This is a genomic window from Streptomyces sp. NPDC088747, from assembly GCF_044751025.1.
GTDB lineage: Bacteria > Actinomycetota > Actinomycetes > Streptomycetales > Streptomycetaceae > Streptomyces.
On record NZ_JBIVKZ010000001.1, the window covers coordinates 338,302 to 352,815 of the forward strand.

The 14,514-nt window shown below is 72.7% G+C and carries 13 protein-coding genes; 5 read left to right on the top strand and 8 right to left on the bottom strand.

The genetic code is table 11. The features are described from left to right. Window position 1 precedes the first annotated feature (1 nt). The 4 genes from ACIP79_RS01780 to ACIP79_RS01795 all read left to right on the top strand — a co-directional run bounded on the left by ACIP79_RS01780 (window position 2) and on the right by ACIP79_RS01795 (window position 4,645). A complete protein-coding gene (locus ACIP79_RS01780; RefSeq protein ID WP_401217887.1) occupies window positions 2–1,162 on the top strand; it encodes an acyl-CoA dehydrogenase family protein in 1,161 nt (386 codons plus the stop codon). Window positions 1,163–1,251: 89 nt separating this feature from the next. Beyond that, window positions 1,252–2,283: an LLM class F420-dependent oxidoreductase gene (locus ACIP79_RS01785; RefSeq protein WP_401217890.1), complete on the top strand. Its 1,032-nt coding sequence runs from the start codon at window positions 1,252–1,254 to the stop codon at window positions 2,281–2,283. Then, a complete protein-coding gene (locus ACIP79_RS01790) occupies window positions 2,283–3,872 on the top strand; it encodes a class I adenylate-forming enzyme family protein (protein ID WP_401219183.1) in 1,590 nt (529 codons plus the stop codon). The genes ACIP79_RS01785 and ACIP79_RS01790 overlap by 1 nt, the downstream gene beginning before the upstream one ends. Continuing rightward, complete coding sequence (locus ACIP79_RS01795; RefSeq protein WP_401217893.1) at window positions 3,869–4,645, top strand: SDR family NAD(P)-dependent oxidoreductase; 777 nt, start codon at window positions 3,869–3,871, stop codon at window positions 4,643–4,645. The genes ACIP79_RS01790 and ACIP79_RS01795 overlap by 4 nt, the downstream gene beginning before the upstream one ends. Window positions 4,646–4,703: 58 nt before the next feature. Here the strand turns inward: ACIP79_RS01795 and ACIP79_RS01800 are convergent, their stop codons facing one another. The 8 genes from ACIP79_RS01800 to ACIP79_RS01835 form a co-directional block, all read right to left on the bottom strand. After that, window positions 4,704–5,852: an acyl-CoA dehydrogenase family protein gene (locus ACIP79_RS01800; protein WP_401217896.1), complete on the bottom strand. Its 1,149-nt coding sequence runs from the start codon at window positions 5,850–5,852 to the stop codon at window positions 4,704–4,706. Between the two features lie 27 nt (window positions 5,853–5,879). Then, window positions 5,880–7,025, bottom strand: coding sequence for a thiolase family protein (locus ACIP79_RS01805; protein WP_401217899.1), 1,146 nt, complete (start codon window positions 7,023–7,025; stop codon window positions 5,880–5,882). Window positions 7,026–7,085: 60 nt separating this feature from the next. Then, window positions 7,086–7,850, bottom strand: coding sequence for a crotonase/enoyl-CoA hydratase family protein (locus tag ACIP79_RS01810; RefSeq protein ID WP_401217902.1), 765 nt, complete (start codon window positions 7,848–7,850; stop codon window positions 7,086–7,088). 37 nt (window positions 7,851–7,887) lie between these two features. After that, window positions 7,888–8,661 (bottom strand): SDR family NAD(P)-dependent oxidoreductase, encoded by a 774-nt coding sequence (locus tag ACIP79_RS01815; protein ID WP_401217905.1) that lies wholly within the window; start codon window positions 8,659–8,661, stop codon window positions 7,888–7,890. A 74-nt stretch (window positions 8,662–8,735) separates the two neighbouring features. Then, window positions 8,736–9,476: an NADPH-dependent F420 reductase gene (gene npdG / locus ACIP79_RS01820; protein ID WP_401219186.1), complete on the bottom strand. Its 741-nt coding sequence runs from the start codon at window positions 9,474–9,476 to the stop codon at window positions 8,736–8,738. A 295-nt stretch (window positions 9,477–9,771) separates the two neighbouring features. Beyond that, complete coding sequence (locus tag ACIP79_RS01825; RefSeq protein WP_401219188.1) at window positions 9,772–10,719, bottom strand: AMP-binding protein; 948 nt, start codon at window positions 10,717–10,719, stop codon at window positions 9,772–9,774. 5 nt (window positions 10,720–10,724) lie between these two features. Beyond that, window positions 10,725–11,996 carry a MaoC family dehydratase N-terminal domain-containing protein gene (locus ACIP79_RS01830; RefSeq protein WP_401217908.1) on the bottom strand — a complete coding sequence of 424 codons (1,272 nt, stop codon included), beginning with the start codon at window positions 11,994–11,996 and terminating at the stop codon, window positions 10,725–10,727. A gap of 48 nt (window positions 11,997–12,044) precedes the next feature. Further along, a complete protein-coding gene (locus ACIP79_RS01835; RefSeq protein WP_401217911.1) occupies window positions 12,045–13,235 on the bottom strand; it encodes an acyl-CoA dehydrogenase family protein in 1,191 nt (396 codons plus the stop codon). Window positions 13,236–13,377: 142 nt separating this feature from the next. Here ACIP79_RS01835 and ACIP79_RS01840 point away from each other — a divergent pair, with 142 nt between their 5' ends. After that, a complete protein-coding gene (locus ACIP79_RS01840; protein WP_401217914.1) occupies window positions 13,378–14,490 on the top strand; it encodes an acyl-CoA dehydrogenase family protein in 1,113 nt (370 codons plus the stop codon). The last annotated feature ends 24 nt before the right edge of the window (window positions 14,491–14,514 follow it).

Sequence of the window (14,514 nt, forward strand, 5' to 3'; positions counted from 1 at the left end):
CATGACCGCCCTGAACGTGGGAGAGGTGGAGCACGAACTGCGGGAGGCGGTGGGTGGCCTGCTGGACACCCGGTGCGGGCTCGTAGCCGTGCGCCGGCTGGCGGAGCGGGATCCCTGCTGGGACACCGGGCTCTGGCGTGAGCTGGCCGGGATGGGCGTGGTGGGGCTGGCCACGCCGGCCGACGTGGGCGGCGAGGGCGGGGGCATGGCCCTGGCCTGCGCGGTCCAGGAAGAACTGGGCCGACGTCTCGCCCCGGTTCCGGTGTGGTCGTCGCTGACCGGGCAGGCCCTGCTGCTGGCCGCGGGCGGCACGGCGGCGCTGGAACGACTGCCCGCGGTGACCTCCGGCGAGGTCCCGGTGACGGTGGTCGTGGGACGCGGCGTGGACGGGTGGGGAGTGGCCGACTCGGTCGGCGCGGAGCAGGACGCCGGCGGGGGATGGTCGCTGACCGGTGAGGTGCCCGTGGTGGCGGAGGCGGCCGGCGCGGGGCTGTTGCTGGTGGCGGCCCGTGGCCCCGATGGGCCGCAGTGGTTCGGCGTGGCGCGGACGGAGGGCGTCCGGGTGCGGCCGCTGGACGCGCTCGACCCCACCCGTCCGCTGTCGGCCGTCGCCTTCGACGCGGTGCCCGCCGAGCCGCTGGCGCCGGCCGGTGACTTCGGCCGGATCCTGGCTGCGGCCCGCCGCACCGCGCTGATCGCGCTCGCCGCCGACGCCGTGGGGGTGGCCGCCGCCGCGACCGGCCTGGCGGTCGAGTACGCCAAGGAACGGCGGCAGTTCGAGCGGCCCATCGGCTCCTTCCAGGCGGTCTCGCACCGGCTCGCGGACATGTTCCTGGGCGTGGAGACGGCCCGCGCGCTGGTCCGGGCCGCCGCCGACGCGCTGGACGAGCACGACCCGGCGGAGTCCGCCGCCACCGCCTCGGGGACCGGCCTCGACATCGCGGCCGCCCTCGCCGCCTCGTCCGCGCTGGACGCGGCCGTCGCCGCCGCGCAGGGCTGTGTACAGGTGCACGGCGGCATGGGCTTCACCTGGGAGCACGCGGCGCACAGCTATCTGCGCAGGGCCAAGGCCGACGAGGCGCTGGTGGCCCTGCCCGACCGGCTGCGCGACCAGGCCGCCGGGCTGCTGGTGGACGCCGCCCGCCGCCGCGCCGCGCAGTGAGCCCGCTGCCTGCCGAACGACCTGCCCCGCACTCGTACTCGCTCGTCCTGACTGACGCTCGTACTGACTGACAAAGGAGTCGGTTCCCGATGCAGCTCAGCACCACCTTGCAGTACGCCCGTGAGCCCCGGGCCACCGCCGCCCAGGCCGTCGCGATGGAACGGGCCGGCCTGGACGCCGCCTGGGTCGCCGAGGCCTACGGCTTCGACGCACCGACTCTGATGGGCTTTCTCGCCGCCCGCACCGAGCGCCTGCTCATCGGCAGCGGCATCATCAACGTCTACTCCCGAACCCCGGCCCTGCTGGCCCAGACGGCGGCGGGAATCGACGCGCTCTCCGAGGGACGTGCCCTGCTGGGCCTGGGTGTCTCGGGCCCCCAGGTCGTGGAGGGCTGGCACGGCCTGCCGTACGACAAACCCCTCGCCCGCACCCGGGAAAGCGTCGCGGTCGTCCGCGCCGTCCTGCGCCGCGAGGTCCTCGCTTACGAGGGACGGACGGTCGCCGTGCCGCTGCCGCCGGAGCGCGGTACGGGGCTCGGCAAACCACTGAAGATGCTCACCCGTCCCGTACGGACGGACATCCCCGTCTTCCTGGCGGCGCTCGGCAACCGCAACGTCCGGCTCACCGCGGAGATCGCGCAGGGCTGGTTGACCTTCCTCTACCTTCCCGAGCGGGCGAAGGACGTATGGGGCGGCGCACTCGCCGAAGGACGCGCCGAACGCGCGGCTGACCTCGGCGGCCTCCAGGTCGTCGCCGGCGGCATCCTCGCCCTCGGCGAGGACCGGGCCGCGCTACGCGACCTGGCCCGTCCGCAACTGGCCCTGTACATCGGGGGCATGGGGGCGCGAGGCAAGAACTTCTACCACCGGCTCGTCAGCCACTACGGCTACGAGAAGGAGGCCGAGACCATCCAGGACCTCTACCTCGCCGGCCGCAAGCGCGAGGCGGAGGCGGCGGTCCCCGACGATCTGATAGACCGCGTCAACCTCCTCGGCCCCGAGGGGTACGTCCGCGAACGCGTCGCGGCCTACCGCGAGTCGGGCGTCACCATGCTGAACGTGGAACCGGCCCCGGGCAGCGACGCGGTCGCGCTGGTCGAGAAGGTCCGGGGGTGGCTGTGATGGCATCGGCCTCCCCGGCGCCCCCGCTCACCCTGGACGGCGCCCTGCGCCGGGGAGCCGCCGCACACGCCGCTGCCCGGCTGGTCTTCCACTCCCCCGCCGCGCTGGTCGAGACGGATCTCGCCACGGTCCACCAGCGGGCGCTGCGGGTGGCCGAGGGACTGGGCCGGCTGGGGGTGCGTCCGGGCGAGGTCGTGGCGGTCCAGCTGACGAACAGCCCCGAGAGCCTGGTCGCGCACGCCGCCGTCCTGCTGCGCGGCGCCGTGCTGCTGCCCGTCATCGCCATCTACGGCAACCGTGAACTGGGCTTCATCCTCCGGCAGTCCAAGGCGGTCGCCCTGATCGCGGTCGCCGGACGAGCCGCCCGCGCACTGAACAAAGAACTCTCCGCCGACCTGCGGCATGTGGTCTCCGTCGGACCGGACCACCCGCAGGGGGCTGTCCCTTGGGAAGCGGTCGAGAACCCCGCCGCCGCCCTGGGCCCGCAGGCCGCTTCGGTGCCGCCGGGCAGTCCGGACGACCTGGCCGCACTCGTGTACACCTCCGGCACCACCGGCGAACCCAAGGGCGTGCGGCACACCCACCGGTCGCTGCTCGCCGAGGTCGCCACAATGCCCAACACCCCCGTGGCCGGGGCCTACCTCAATCCCTTCCCGCCCGGACACATCGCCTCCCTCGGCGTCCTGCTGCGCACCATGATCCGCGGGATCTCCGCCGTCTTCCTGCAGAAGTGGGACGGCGACGCGGCCCTGGACCTCATCCACACGTACGACGTCCGCAGTTCCGGCGGCGTGCCCTTCCACCTCGCCGGTCTGCTCGATGCCGCCCAGCGCTCGGGGCGCGGCACCGGTCCGCTGCGGGACTACCTGGTGGGTGCGGCGAACGTGGCACCGGTCCTGGTGCGGCGAGCGGCCCAGGCCGGGATCGCCGCGTACCGGTCGTACGGTTCCAGCGAGCACCCGACCATCACCTCCGGCCGCCCCGAGGACCCTTTGCGGTGGCGCGCCCACACCGACGGCCGTCCCCAGCCGGGGTGCGAGATCCGCGTCGTGGGATTCGACGGCACGGACGTGGCACCCGGCCAGGACGGCGAGATCCTCTCCCGGGGCCCGGAGCTGTTCGCCGGCTACACCGACCCGGCGCTGAACGAAGGGGTGCTGACCCCCGACGGCTGGCTGCACACCGGGGACATCGGCCACCTGGACGACAACGGCTGTCTGACCATCACCGACCGGCTCAAGGACCTCATCGTGCGCGGCGGCGAGAAGATCGCGTCCAAGGAGGTGGAGGACATCCTCGCCACACACCCGTCGGTGGCCGAGGCAGCCGTCGTCGCCGAACCCGACACCCGCTACGGCGAACGGGTCTGCGCCTTCGTCGTCGTACGCGACGGACGGGAACTGACCCCGGACGAGGTGGCCGCGCACTTCGCGCGGGCCGGGGTGGCCCGGCAGAAAACCCCAGAGCGTCTGATCCTCCTGCCCGAGATGCCGCGCACACCCGCCGGCAAGATCCGCAAGCACGACCTGCGGGCCCGGCTGAGGCCCGCTCCCGCCCCCATGGACCCCGTGGAAAGGCCCTCCGTATGAACGGCTCCGGACCCTTCGATCTGAGCGGCAGGGTCGCGCTCGTCACCGGCGGCAACAGCGGCATCGGCCTCGGCATGGCCCGGGCGCTGGCCCGGGCGGGCGCCGACCTTGCGGTGTGGGGCACCGATGAGACGCGGAACGCCGCCGCCGCGGACGAACTACTGTCCCTCGGGATCAAGGCGGCGGCGTTCCGCTGCGACGTCGGCGACCCGCGGCAGGTGACGGAGGCGTTCGCCGCGACGCTCGGAGCCTTCGGACGGGTCGACGCCTGTTTCGCCAACGCCGGCATCGGCGGCAGCGGGGCACCCTTCCTCGACCAGTCCTACGAGGAGTGGCGCAGGGTCACCCGGGTCGACCTGGACGGTGTCTTCCTGACCCTCCAGGCAGCGGGCCGGCACATGGTGGAGCGCGGCAAGGGCGGCAGCCTGGTCGCCGTGTCCAGCCTGATCGGTCCCACCGGCGGGTACCCGACCACCCAGGCGTACGCGGCGTCGAAGTCGGGTGTGCTCGGCATGGTCCGCTCCATCGCCGTGGAACTGGGCCGCCACGGGGTGCGGGCCAACACCCTGATCCCCGGCTGGGTCGAGACCCCGATGGCCGACGATCTGCTGGCCTGGGAGAAGTTCGCGCGCCGCACCAAGGGGCGCACGCCGCTCAAACGCTACGGAACTCCCGAGGACATCGGCGGCATCGCCGTCTATCTGGCCGCCGATGCCTCGCGCTTCCACACCGGCGACGAGATCGCCCTGGACGGCGGCTACCGCATCGGTTGACCACACGCCTCGGCACGTCCGGGTGGCCGGCGCGGCCGCCACCGGCTCCGGGCGGTGCTCAGACGCCGAGGTCGCGTCCCACGATCTCTTTCATGATCTCGGTCGTGCCGCCGTAGATCGTCTGGATGCGGGCGTCGGTGAAGGCCCTGCCGACCGGGTATTCCGTCATGTAACCGTATCCGCCGTGCAGTTGCAGGCAAGCGGTGACGACGCGCTGTTGCAGCTCGCTCGTCCACCACTTCGCCTTCGCGGCCTGGACGGCCGTCAGTTCGCCCTTCACCAGCGCCGCGAGGCAGCGGTCGAGGAACACCTGCGCGATGTCGAGTTCGGTGTCCATCTCGGCGAGCACGAACCGGCTGTGCTGGAAGGACGCCACGGGCTGCCCGAAGGCGGTTCGGCTCTTGGTGTACTCCAGGGTCCGGTCGAAGACGGCACGGGCGCCGGCGATGGAACCGATCGCGATGGACATCCGCTCTTCGGGGAGATTGTGCATGAGGTGGTAGAAACCGCGGTTCTCCTCCCCGAGGAGGTTGGCGGCGGGCACCCGGACCTCGTAGAAGTGGAGTTCGGCGGTGTCCTGCGCCTTCAGCCCGATCTTGTCGAGGTTGCGGCCCCGGGTGAAGCCGTCCATGCCCCGTTCCACGATGAGGAGGCTGAACGCCTTGTGCCCGGCGTCCGGTGACGGATCGGTACGGGCGACGACGATGACCCGGTCGGCGTTGATGCCGTTGGAGATGAACGTCTTGGCGCCGGTGACGACCCAGTGGTCACCGTCCTTGCGGGCGCTGGTGCGGATGCCCGCGAGGTCGCTGCCGGTGCCCGGCTCGGTCATACCGATCGCCCAGATCTCCTCGCCCGAGGCGAAGCCGGACAGCCAGCGGGCGCGCTGCCCGTCGTCCGCGAGGTTCAACAGATACGGCGCTATGACGTCGTTGTGCAGAACGAAGCCGGGCCCGGAGGCGGCGGCCGCCGCGAACTCCTCGGTGACCACGGCGTTGAGGCGGAAGTCCCGGACCCCGCCGCCGCCGAACTCCGGCGGCACCTGGAATCCGATCACGCCCTGCTTGGCCGCCGCCCGGAACGTCTCACGGGGGACGATTCCGTCCTTCTCCCACTGAGCGTGGTGCGGGGTGATCTTCCGGGCGAGGAACTCTTTCACGATCTCGCGGAACTGATCGTGCTCCGCCTCGAATATCTCGCGTTCCATGATGGCTGCTCCTTGTGGGGAACGGGGTCAGAGCAGTTCGAGAATGGTCGCGTTGGCCATGCCGCCGCCTTCGCACATCGTCTGCAGGCCGTAGCGGATGCCGTTGTCGCGCATGTGGTGCACCAGCGTGGTCATGATGCGAGCTCCCGAGCCGCCGAGCGGGTGGCCGAGGGCGATGGCCCCGCCGAGCGGATTGAGATTCTTCTCGTCGGCGCCGGTCTCCTGAAGCCAGGCCAGCGGGACGGGCGCGAACGCCTCGTTCACCTCGTAGGCACCGATCTGGTCCGGGGTGAGGCCGGAGCGCTTGAGGGCCTTGGCGGTGGCCGGGATCGGCGCGGTCAGCATGATCACCGGATCGTCCCCTGCGAGAACGGCGGTGTGGACGCGGGCGATGGGTGTGAGACCCAGGGCGCGGGCCTTCTCGGAGGTCGTCATCAGCAGGGCGGCGCTGCCGTCGCTGATCTGCGAGCTGTTGCCCGCGTGGATGACACCGTCCGCCTTGAAGGCGGGCTTGAGCTGAGCCAGGGTCTGCACCGTCCCGCCCCTGCGGATACCCTCGTCGGCGTCCACGACCGTGCCGTCGGGCAGGGTCACCGGCGCGATCTGCCCACGGAAGCGTCCCGCGTCCGCGGCTGCCGCCGCCTTCGCGTGCGAGGCGAGCGCGAACTCGTCGAGCACGGTCCGCGACAGCCCCCAGCGCTCCGCGATCATCTCGGCGCCGACGCCCTGGCCCGCGACCGGTATGCCGTAACGCTTCAGGAAGCCGGGACCCATCGCGTCCAACTCGCCCGCCGAACTGCCCATCGGCACCCGGGACATGGACTCGACGCCGCCGGCTACCACGACGTCGTACTGGCCGCTGACCAGACCGGCGGCGGCGAAGTGAACGGCCTGCTGCGAGGAGCCGCACTGGCGGTCCACGCTGGTGCCGGGGACGGACTCGGGCCAGTCGGCGGACAGGACCGCGTTGCGCCCGATGTTCAGGGCCTGCTCGGCGACCTGCCCGACACAGCCCCAGATCACGTCGTCGACCTCGGCCGGGTCGATGCCCGTGCGGTCGGCGAGTGATCGCAGTACGTGTGCCGACAGGTCCACCGGATGCACACCGGACAGGGCACCGTTGCGCCGGCCCACCGGGGTCCGGACGGCCTCGACGATCACAGCGTCACGCATGGGTTCCTCCTGGACGGGCATGGGACGGGATGTTCGCGCACACCGGGAAGGGCGGGGCGTTCACTCGCCGCGCCACTGGGGCGCGCGCTTCTCGGCGAAGGCCGCGGCGCCCTCACGGGCGTCGGCGGAGGTGAAGACGGGGGCCATCACCTGGTCCTGCCGGTCGAACGCCTCCGCGGCGCTCCAGTCCGCGGCGGAGACGATGATGTCCTTGGTGACGGCGACGGCTGGCGGGCCGTTGGCCGCGATACGGGCGGCCAGTTCCTGGGCGCCGGCGAGTGCTTCGCCAGGCGCGGTGAGCCGGTTGACGAGCCCGTGGCGGTGGGCGTCGGGGGCGTCCAGGAAGTCGCCGGTGAGGGCGAGTTCCATGGCGAGGGCGTACGGGATCCGCCGGGGCAGCCGGAGGAGTCCGCCGGCACCTGCCACCAGACCTCGTTTGACCTCGGGCAGACCGAAGCGGGCGTTCTCGGCCGCGACGATCAGGTCGCAGGCCAGGGCCACTTCGCAGCCGCCGGCGAGGGCGTACCCCTCGACCGCGGCGATGACCGGCTTGCGGGGTGGGCGCCGGGTGATCCCGGCGAAGCCCCCCTCGGCGACCGACACGTCCTCCCCGGCGAGGAACGCCTTGAGGTCCATGCCGGAGCAGAAGGTACCGCCCGCGCCGGTGACGACGGCGACCGTGAGGTCGCGACGGGACTCGAACTCGTCGAGGGCGGCGGCGATCCCCTCGGACACCGCGCGGTTCACCGCGTTGCGCGCCTGCGGCCGGTTGATGGTGATGACGGTGACACCGTCGGCGTGTCGCAGCAGGACTTCGTCGGACACAGGCTGCCTCTCCTGGTGGGCGGGACGGGATGGCGGGTCAGCGCGGGGCCATGCGGATGGCTCCGTCGAGGCGGATGGTCTCGCCGTTGACATAGGAGTTCTCCAGGATGAACCGGGCGGTGTTCCCGTACTCCTGCGCCGACCCGAGACGCCTGGGGTGCGGCACCGTCGCCGCGAGGGAGGCGCGGATGTCTTCGCGCAGCGTGCCCAGGAGCGGCGTGTCCATCAGGCCCGGGGCGATGGTGTTGACCCGGACCCCGCGGCCGGCGAGGTCCCGCGCGGCGCAGATGGTCATGGCGACGACGCCGCCCTTGGAGGCGCTGTAGGCGATCTGGCCGATCTGCCCTTCGTACGCGGCGACCGAGGCGGTCATGACGACGGCGCCGCGTTCGCCGTCGGAGCCGTCGGCGGGGTCGGTGGCGGCGATCGCCGCGGCGCCCAGGCGCAGCGCGTTGTACGAGCCGATGAGGTTGACCCGGACGACCTTCTCGAAGCCCTCCAGCTCACCGGGGTTCCCGTCGCGGTCCACGACCCGGATGGCGTTGCCGATGCCGGCGCAGTGCACCACGGCGCGCAGTGGGCCGTTCTGCTGGGCGGCGGTTATCGCGGCGCCGAGCTGGTCCGGTTCGGTGACGTCAGCGGGTACGAAGCGGACGGCGGCGCCGAGTTCGTCGGCGACGGCCTTGCCGGGCGAGCCGGGCAGATCGGCGATGACGACGCGGGCGCCGCCCGCGACGAGCCGCTGGACGGCTCCCAGGCCCAGCCCGGACGCACCGCCCGTGACCACGGCGGAGATTCCCTCTATGCGCATGGCGTGTGCTCCCCTGCGAGTGCGGGTGGATGGCGAGTGGGCCCCACCATACCCAAGGTGGATTACTTAGTGAACTATGTAGGGGAGAGACCTGTTACGCGCAGACCCGCGTGGGTCCGGTAGCGACGGCTCACTGAGATGAGATTGGCCGTGAACGCCTCGACCTGAGCGGCGTTGTACGTCCCGCCGCCGGACACCGCGCGGACCCCCGGGATGAGTTCGGCCAGTCGGCTCACCGACGCGACCGCTTCCGGGCAGTCCCCGAGGACCAGCACATCGCTGTCCACGGACCTGGTGAGGTCGCCGAGCACGACGGCGGACAGGTGGTGGAACGCCGCCGTCACGATCGACCGCGGCGGCAGGTCCCGCGCCTGCTCGGCCGCGCCGTCCTCGGGCACGGTGAGGGGGTGCGGGCCACGGCGCCCGAAGCCCAGCGGGTTGACACAATCGACGACGACCTTGCCGGCCAGCTCCTCGCGCAGCCGCTCCGGCAACTCCGCGTGCCCGACGTACGGCACGGCGACGAGCACGATACCGGCGCGCCGGGCGCACTCCTCGTTGTCCGCTCCCTCGATCCCCCGCAGACCGGACACCTCGGAGATCTCCTCGGCCGTCTCGCGGGCGCGGTGCGCGTCCCGGGAGCCGAGGAGCACCCGCAGCCCGGCGGACGCGAAGCGCGCTGCCAGCCCCCTGCCCTGCGCACCGGTGCCGCCCAGGATGCCGACCGGACATTCCTCCCCGTCCTCCGGGACGGTTCGTTCGTCGGCCTGCTCCTCGGCCTCGGCGGAAGGACCGGCGCCCGGCAGGACCGTCAGCCGCCCGTCCTGGTCCAGGCGTCCGAGGTCCCCGGTGCTCCACCAGCCGTCGCCGGACCTCGGACCCAGCTCGGGGGCGGGGTGGTGTCCCCGGTCGAAGGACGTCCGGACCTGGACCGTTCCCATGTCGCCGGTGGGCAGGGGCGCACCGTCGGGCGCCATGACGCGGATCTCGCAACCGGGCACCGGCAGGCCGCGGGCCGTCGCCCGCCGCTCCAGCGGATCGTCGGGTGTGCCCACCGTGACGCGTACGGAAGCAGGGGAGCAGTATCCGCGGTAGACACGGATGCCCGCCTCATCGGCGCGTTCGCTCAGCGTCCGCCCCGGCTCGGGGCCGGCCGGTAGGCAGCCCTCCGGCGTCGGCACCCGGTCGACACCCCGGTCGATGACATCGAGGATGCCCGTCGGCTGCGACGGCAGCAGCACGGCCGACAGGAGGTGCCGCCGCCGGACGAGACCGAAGACCGCCTTGGCGTCCCAGCGCTCGGTGAAGACGGTCGGAACACCGTGGGCCAGGCCACCCATGGTCGGGCGGCACCAGGCAGAGATGTGTACGGCCCCGCCGCGCGGCCTGCTGCCGGTCGAAGGCGAGCAGGTCGGGCAGCAGGGCGCGCGGGGTACGGCGGACCAGGTGCGGCGGCCGGCTTCCCGTGCCGGGCACGGACAGCAGCAGGCAGTCGTCGGGCGTCGCCCCGCTGGGTGCCGCCGTCGGACGGAACGCCTCCAGCATCGCCCAGTCGACCGCGTCCGCCGGGATCGCGGCGGCGGGCCAGGTCCCGGACACCGCGATCACCTGCCCGACCGGACGCGGACCGCGGACCGCGCCGGGTGAGCGCAGTACCTCGTGGGCGTGCCAGGCGGTCGTCACGAACGCGGTCGCCCGCGCCTCCTCCAGCGCCGACCGCACGGCCGCCGGGCCGGCGGACGAGGACAGCGGCAGCACCACGGCCCCGGCGTGGAGGGCGGCGCACTGGGTGACCACCGCCTCGACCCGGTGCGGCAGTTGCACGGCGACCACGCCCCGTCCGACCCCCAGCGCGGTGAGTCCGGCGGCGACCCGCAGAGCGTGGCCGAAGATCTCGGAGAGGGTGAAGCCGGCGATCCCGCCCGCGCCCCGAAAGGAGAACCGGACGGCCGGGCGGCGCTGGGCCGCGTCCTTCAGCAGTACGGGAAGCGTGGGCACCCAGGAGGTGCTGTGCACCGGCCACGGCGGGGCGGTCGTGGTGGGTTCTCCGAGCAGCATGTCCCTCACTTCGGGTCCTTGAGCCGGTAGCGCTCCAGTTCGTGTTCCACCATGCCGCTCATGGAGGACGCGGGCGGCGCCGGCAGATCGACACGCGGGCGGCGCCGGGTCGGCAACAGGACGACGGCGGTACCCGGGGTGGTCCGCTCGCCCCGCTGGTTCTCGCACCACACTTCGAGGTGCACCTCGTGCCGGCCCTGGTGCTCCTGTTTGCCGGTCACCTTGCCGCGCACCCATGTGGTGTCACCGAGGTAGTTGAACCGGCGGTGCTCGCAGCGCAGCTTCCACAGCCACCCGTCGTCGCCCATCCAGTCGGTCAGTGCGTGGGTGAGCCAGGTCTCGCGCATGGCTCCGTAGTCGTACGACGACGGCAGCCCCAGCTCCTGGGCCCGCTGCGGCTCCCAGTGCAGGCGCTGGACGGTGTCGGGCACGTTCAGCGCGTTGGGCGGGTACAGCCCTGGCGCCTTGGCCCGCACCCGGTGCGCGAGGCGGAAGCTCCCCGGCGGAGTGAGCTGCATCCCCCAGCCCATGTGCCACACGACCACGTCCGTGGTGGTGAGCGGGCCCTTGACCCTCGGCTGTATCTCGTCACCGACGCGCACGTCCTCCCAGAAGCGCGGCTCGGCACCGCGGCGCGTCTCGGCGGCGTAGGCCGCGTCGATCTCTTCGAGCTGCCCCGGGGTGTACGGCTCCTGGCGCAGCACCTCCTTGGACCTCTCCCTCGACGTGTGCCGTTCGGCGTTGATCCAGGTGCCACGGCGTACGGCGTGCATCTGCCCGTCGCCGTTCTCGTACAGGAAGTCGTGGGTGATGTGCGCGGTGCGACCCCCGAAGCTGCTCTTCTTCTCCTGGACGCCCACCTGCGCCTGGAGCATGCGGCAGCGGTCCCCGAGACGCAGCGGACGCCACCACTCGAACTCCATCACCGCCTGGTACGAGCCCAGGCCGGCGAAGGGATCGCCCTTGAGTAGAGACTTGGTCTCGGCGACGGGCTTCGGCGCGGCGTCCTCCCCCATCGTGTAGAGGAAGGCAGGCGGGGCGATCAGGGTGTCCCAGCGGCCGGCGCGCCCGTACTCGGGGTCGCAGTAGAGCGGGTTGTCGTCCCCGTACCCGTAGGCGAAGTGGCGGGACGCGTCCCGGCTCACCTCGTAGTTGTGCGGCGGGTTGTGCTGCGGCTGCGGTACGCCCAGCCGGGCGCGGGAACGTTCCAGGGCGGCGTCGGTGAGGACGCCGAGGGTCTCCTGCGACTGGGGTGCTGCGGATGGGCTGGCGGTCATGGCGGTCACTCCCGTTCGGCGGCGTTCGAAGGTGCGGGGCGGTGGCGATCAGCGGGGCTCGCGGGGCAGCCCCAACGCACGCTCCGCGACGACGGTGCGCAGGACCTCGTTGGCTCCGCCCGCGATCGTGTAGGCCCTGGCGTACAGGAAGGCGTCCTGCCACCAGCCGTCGGCGACCGCTCCCGGCTCTCCCTCGGTCAGCAGTCCGTCCGTGCCTTGCAGAGCCAGGGCGAGTTCGGCGGCGGCGTGGTTGGCCTCGCTGAAGAAGACCTTCACCAGGGGCGCGTCGGCGACGTCGTCCGTGCCGTGCGCCATCCTCGACTGGGCCGCCTTGCTCATCAGGTCGGCCACGTGGACCCGGGCGGCGAGATTGCCGATGCTCCGGCGCACGGCGCTGTCCTCGATGCCGGGTCCGCCGCTCGCGTCCCGTTCCCCGGCGAGGGCCAGGATGTCGTCGAGCTGGCCGCGCAGTTCCACGCCGCGCGCCGCGACCCCACCGCGTTCGTGGGCGAGGCTGGAGTTGGCCACCTTCCAGCCCTCCCCCGGGCTGCCGATCACCCTGCTCGCGGGCACGCGTACGGAGTCCAGGAAGACCTCGTTGAAGTCACAGCTGCCGGTGATCTCCCGCAGCGGCCGGATGTCGATGCCCGGGGTGCGCATGTCGAGGGCGAAGGCCGTGATGCCCTGGTGCTTGGGGACGTCCGGATCGGTACGGGCCAGCAGGTATCCCACGTCGGCGTGCTGGCCGTTGGTGGTCCACACCTTCTGGCCGTCAATGACGTACTCGTCTCCATCCCGGCGGGCGCGGGTGGCGAGGGAGGCCAGGTCGCTGCCCGCGCCGGGTTCGCTGAACAACTGGCACCAGATGTCCTCGGCCCGGCGGATGCGGGGCAGGTGGTACGCCCGCTGGTCCGGCGTACCGAACTCGATCAGCGCGGCGGCGGCCAGAGTGCCCGCGCCGATGGGCTCCCAGGTACGGGCGCGGGCGATCTCCTCCGCCACCACAAAGGCCTCACGGAGATCCGCCCGCGTGTCCCGGCCGCCGTACTCCGCCGGCCATTCCGAACCGAGGTAGCCGGCCTCGAACAGGGCCGCCGTCCAGGCCCGGATCGCGGGGATCAGCTCGGGATCGGGGGCTCGGACACCCGCGTGCGGTTTCACCCCGGGGGCCCGCTCGGCGACGAAGGCGCGGACCCGCTCGCGGAAGGCTTCCAGCTCCGGGGAACTCTCCAGTCGCACGGCGTCCTCCAGGTCCCTCGACGAGTTACGTACGAGTTAGGTATCTGAGTTACCTAGGTTATAGCATGGGGCATCCTGCGGAGGCCGCAGTGCGGGACCGGGCCCGGCGGGCGGACTCCGGGCGGAGCGAAAGGCGGGGCACATGGACTTCGAGCTCAGCGAGGAACAGGTCATGTTGCGGGATGTCTCCCGCGACGCGCTCCGGAGCCACTGCACCCCGGACCAGGTGCGGGCCTGGGCCGGCGACGCCTTCGCGCAGGACGCCGGCCTGTGGAAGCTGGGCACCGGGCTCGGCTGGACCGGGCTGGCCGCCCCGGAGGAGCACGGCGGAAGCGCGCAGGGGCTGACCGAGCTGTGCCTGGTCGCGGAGGAACTGGGCCGCTCCGCCGCACCCGGTCCCTTCGCGACCACCGCGCTGGTCGGCCTCGCCCTGACCCGCGCGAAGGCGTCCGCCGGTTCGGGTGCGGTTCCCGCCGCGCTCGCCGCCGGCACCGCCGCCGCGACCTGGGCGGCGGCCGACACCACCGGCTCCACCACCCTCGCGACGCCCCTCGACGACGGCGGGTACCGGCTGGACGGCCGCAAGACCCTGGTCCAGGACGCCGGCCGGACTTCCTGGCTGCTCGTCTCGGCGCGCACCCCGGACGGACCGGCCCTGTTCCTGGTGTCCGGGGACCTGCCGGGGCTCGCCGTGCGCCGGCAGCGCACGGTGGACCTGAGCCGCGCTTTCCACGAGGTGGTTCTCGACGGGGTGCGGGTGCCGGCCGGACAACTGCTGCCGCTCGGGGCGGATCAGCGACGGTGGATCGCGGACGCGGCGGCCGTTCTCACTGCCGCCGACGCACTGGGGGCCGGCGAGCGGCTGCTGGAGATGACCGTCGAGTACGTCACGGTGCGCCGGCAGTTCGGCCGGGCCATCGGCGGTTTCCAGGCGGTCAAGCACAAGTGCGCCGACATGCTGATGACGCTGCGCGGCTCACGGGCGGCCGTGTCGTACGCGGCGATGGCCCTGGACGCGGACGCCCCCGACGCGGCACGGGCCGCGAGCGCCGCCAAGGCGTTCGTCCCGGACGGCGTGAGCCGGGTGGCGGGCGAGGCGCTGCAACTGCACGGCGGCATCGGGTTCACCTGGGAGCACGACCTCCATCTGTATCTGCGCCGGGCCAAGGCCGACCAGGTGCTGCACGGGGACGCCGCGTTCCACGAGGACCGGCTCTGTGCCCTGCTCGTCGCGGAGCGCGCCACCGCCGGGTGAGCGAAGGGGGCGCCGTCCGTCACG

Bases quoted from the DNA above. Each gene is read 5' to 3' on its own strand.
- ACIP79_RS01825 (WP_401219188.1), bottom strand. From the start codon at position 10,719: ATGCTGCTCGGAGAACCCACCACGACCGCCCCGCCGTGGCCGGTGCAC.
- ACIP79_RS01800 (WP_401217896.1), bottom strand. From the start codon at position 5,852: ATGGAACGCGAGATATTCGAGGCGGAGCACGATCAGTTCCGCGAGATC.
- ACIP79_RS01795 (WP_401217893.1), top strand. From the start codon at position 3,869: ATGAACGGCTCCGGACCCTTCGATCTGAGCGGCAGGGTCGCGCTCGTC.
- ACIP79_RS01830 (WP_401217908.1), bottom strand. From the start codon at position 11,996: ATGACCGCCAGCCCATCCGCAGCACCCCAGTCGCAGGAGACCCTCGGC.
- ACIP79_RS01815 (WP_401217905.1), bottom strand. From the start codon at position 8,661: ATGCGCATAGAGGGAATCTCCGCCGTGGTCACGGGCGGTGCGTCCGGG.
- ACIP79_RS01805 (WP_401217899.1), bottom strand. From the start codon at position 7,025: ATGCGTGACGCTGTGATCGTCGAGGCCGTCCGGACCCCGGTGGGCCGG.
- ACIP79_RS01790 (WP_401219183.1), top strand. From the start codon at position 2,283: ATGGCATCGGCCTCCCCGGCGCCCCCGCTCACCCTGGACGGCGCCCTG.
- ACIP79_RS01785 (WP_401217890.1), top strand. From the start codon at position 1,252: ATGCAGCTCAGCACCACCTTGCAGTACGCCCGTGAGCCCCGGGCCACC.
- ACIP79_RS01780 (WP_401217887.1), top strand. From the start codon at position 2: ATGACCGCCCTGAACGTGGGAGAGGTGGAGCACGAACTGCGGGAGGCG.
- ACIP79_RS01840 (WP_401217914.1), top strand. From the start codon at position 13,378: ATGGACTTCGAGCTCAGCGAGGAACAGGTCATGTTGCGGGATGTCTCC.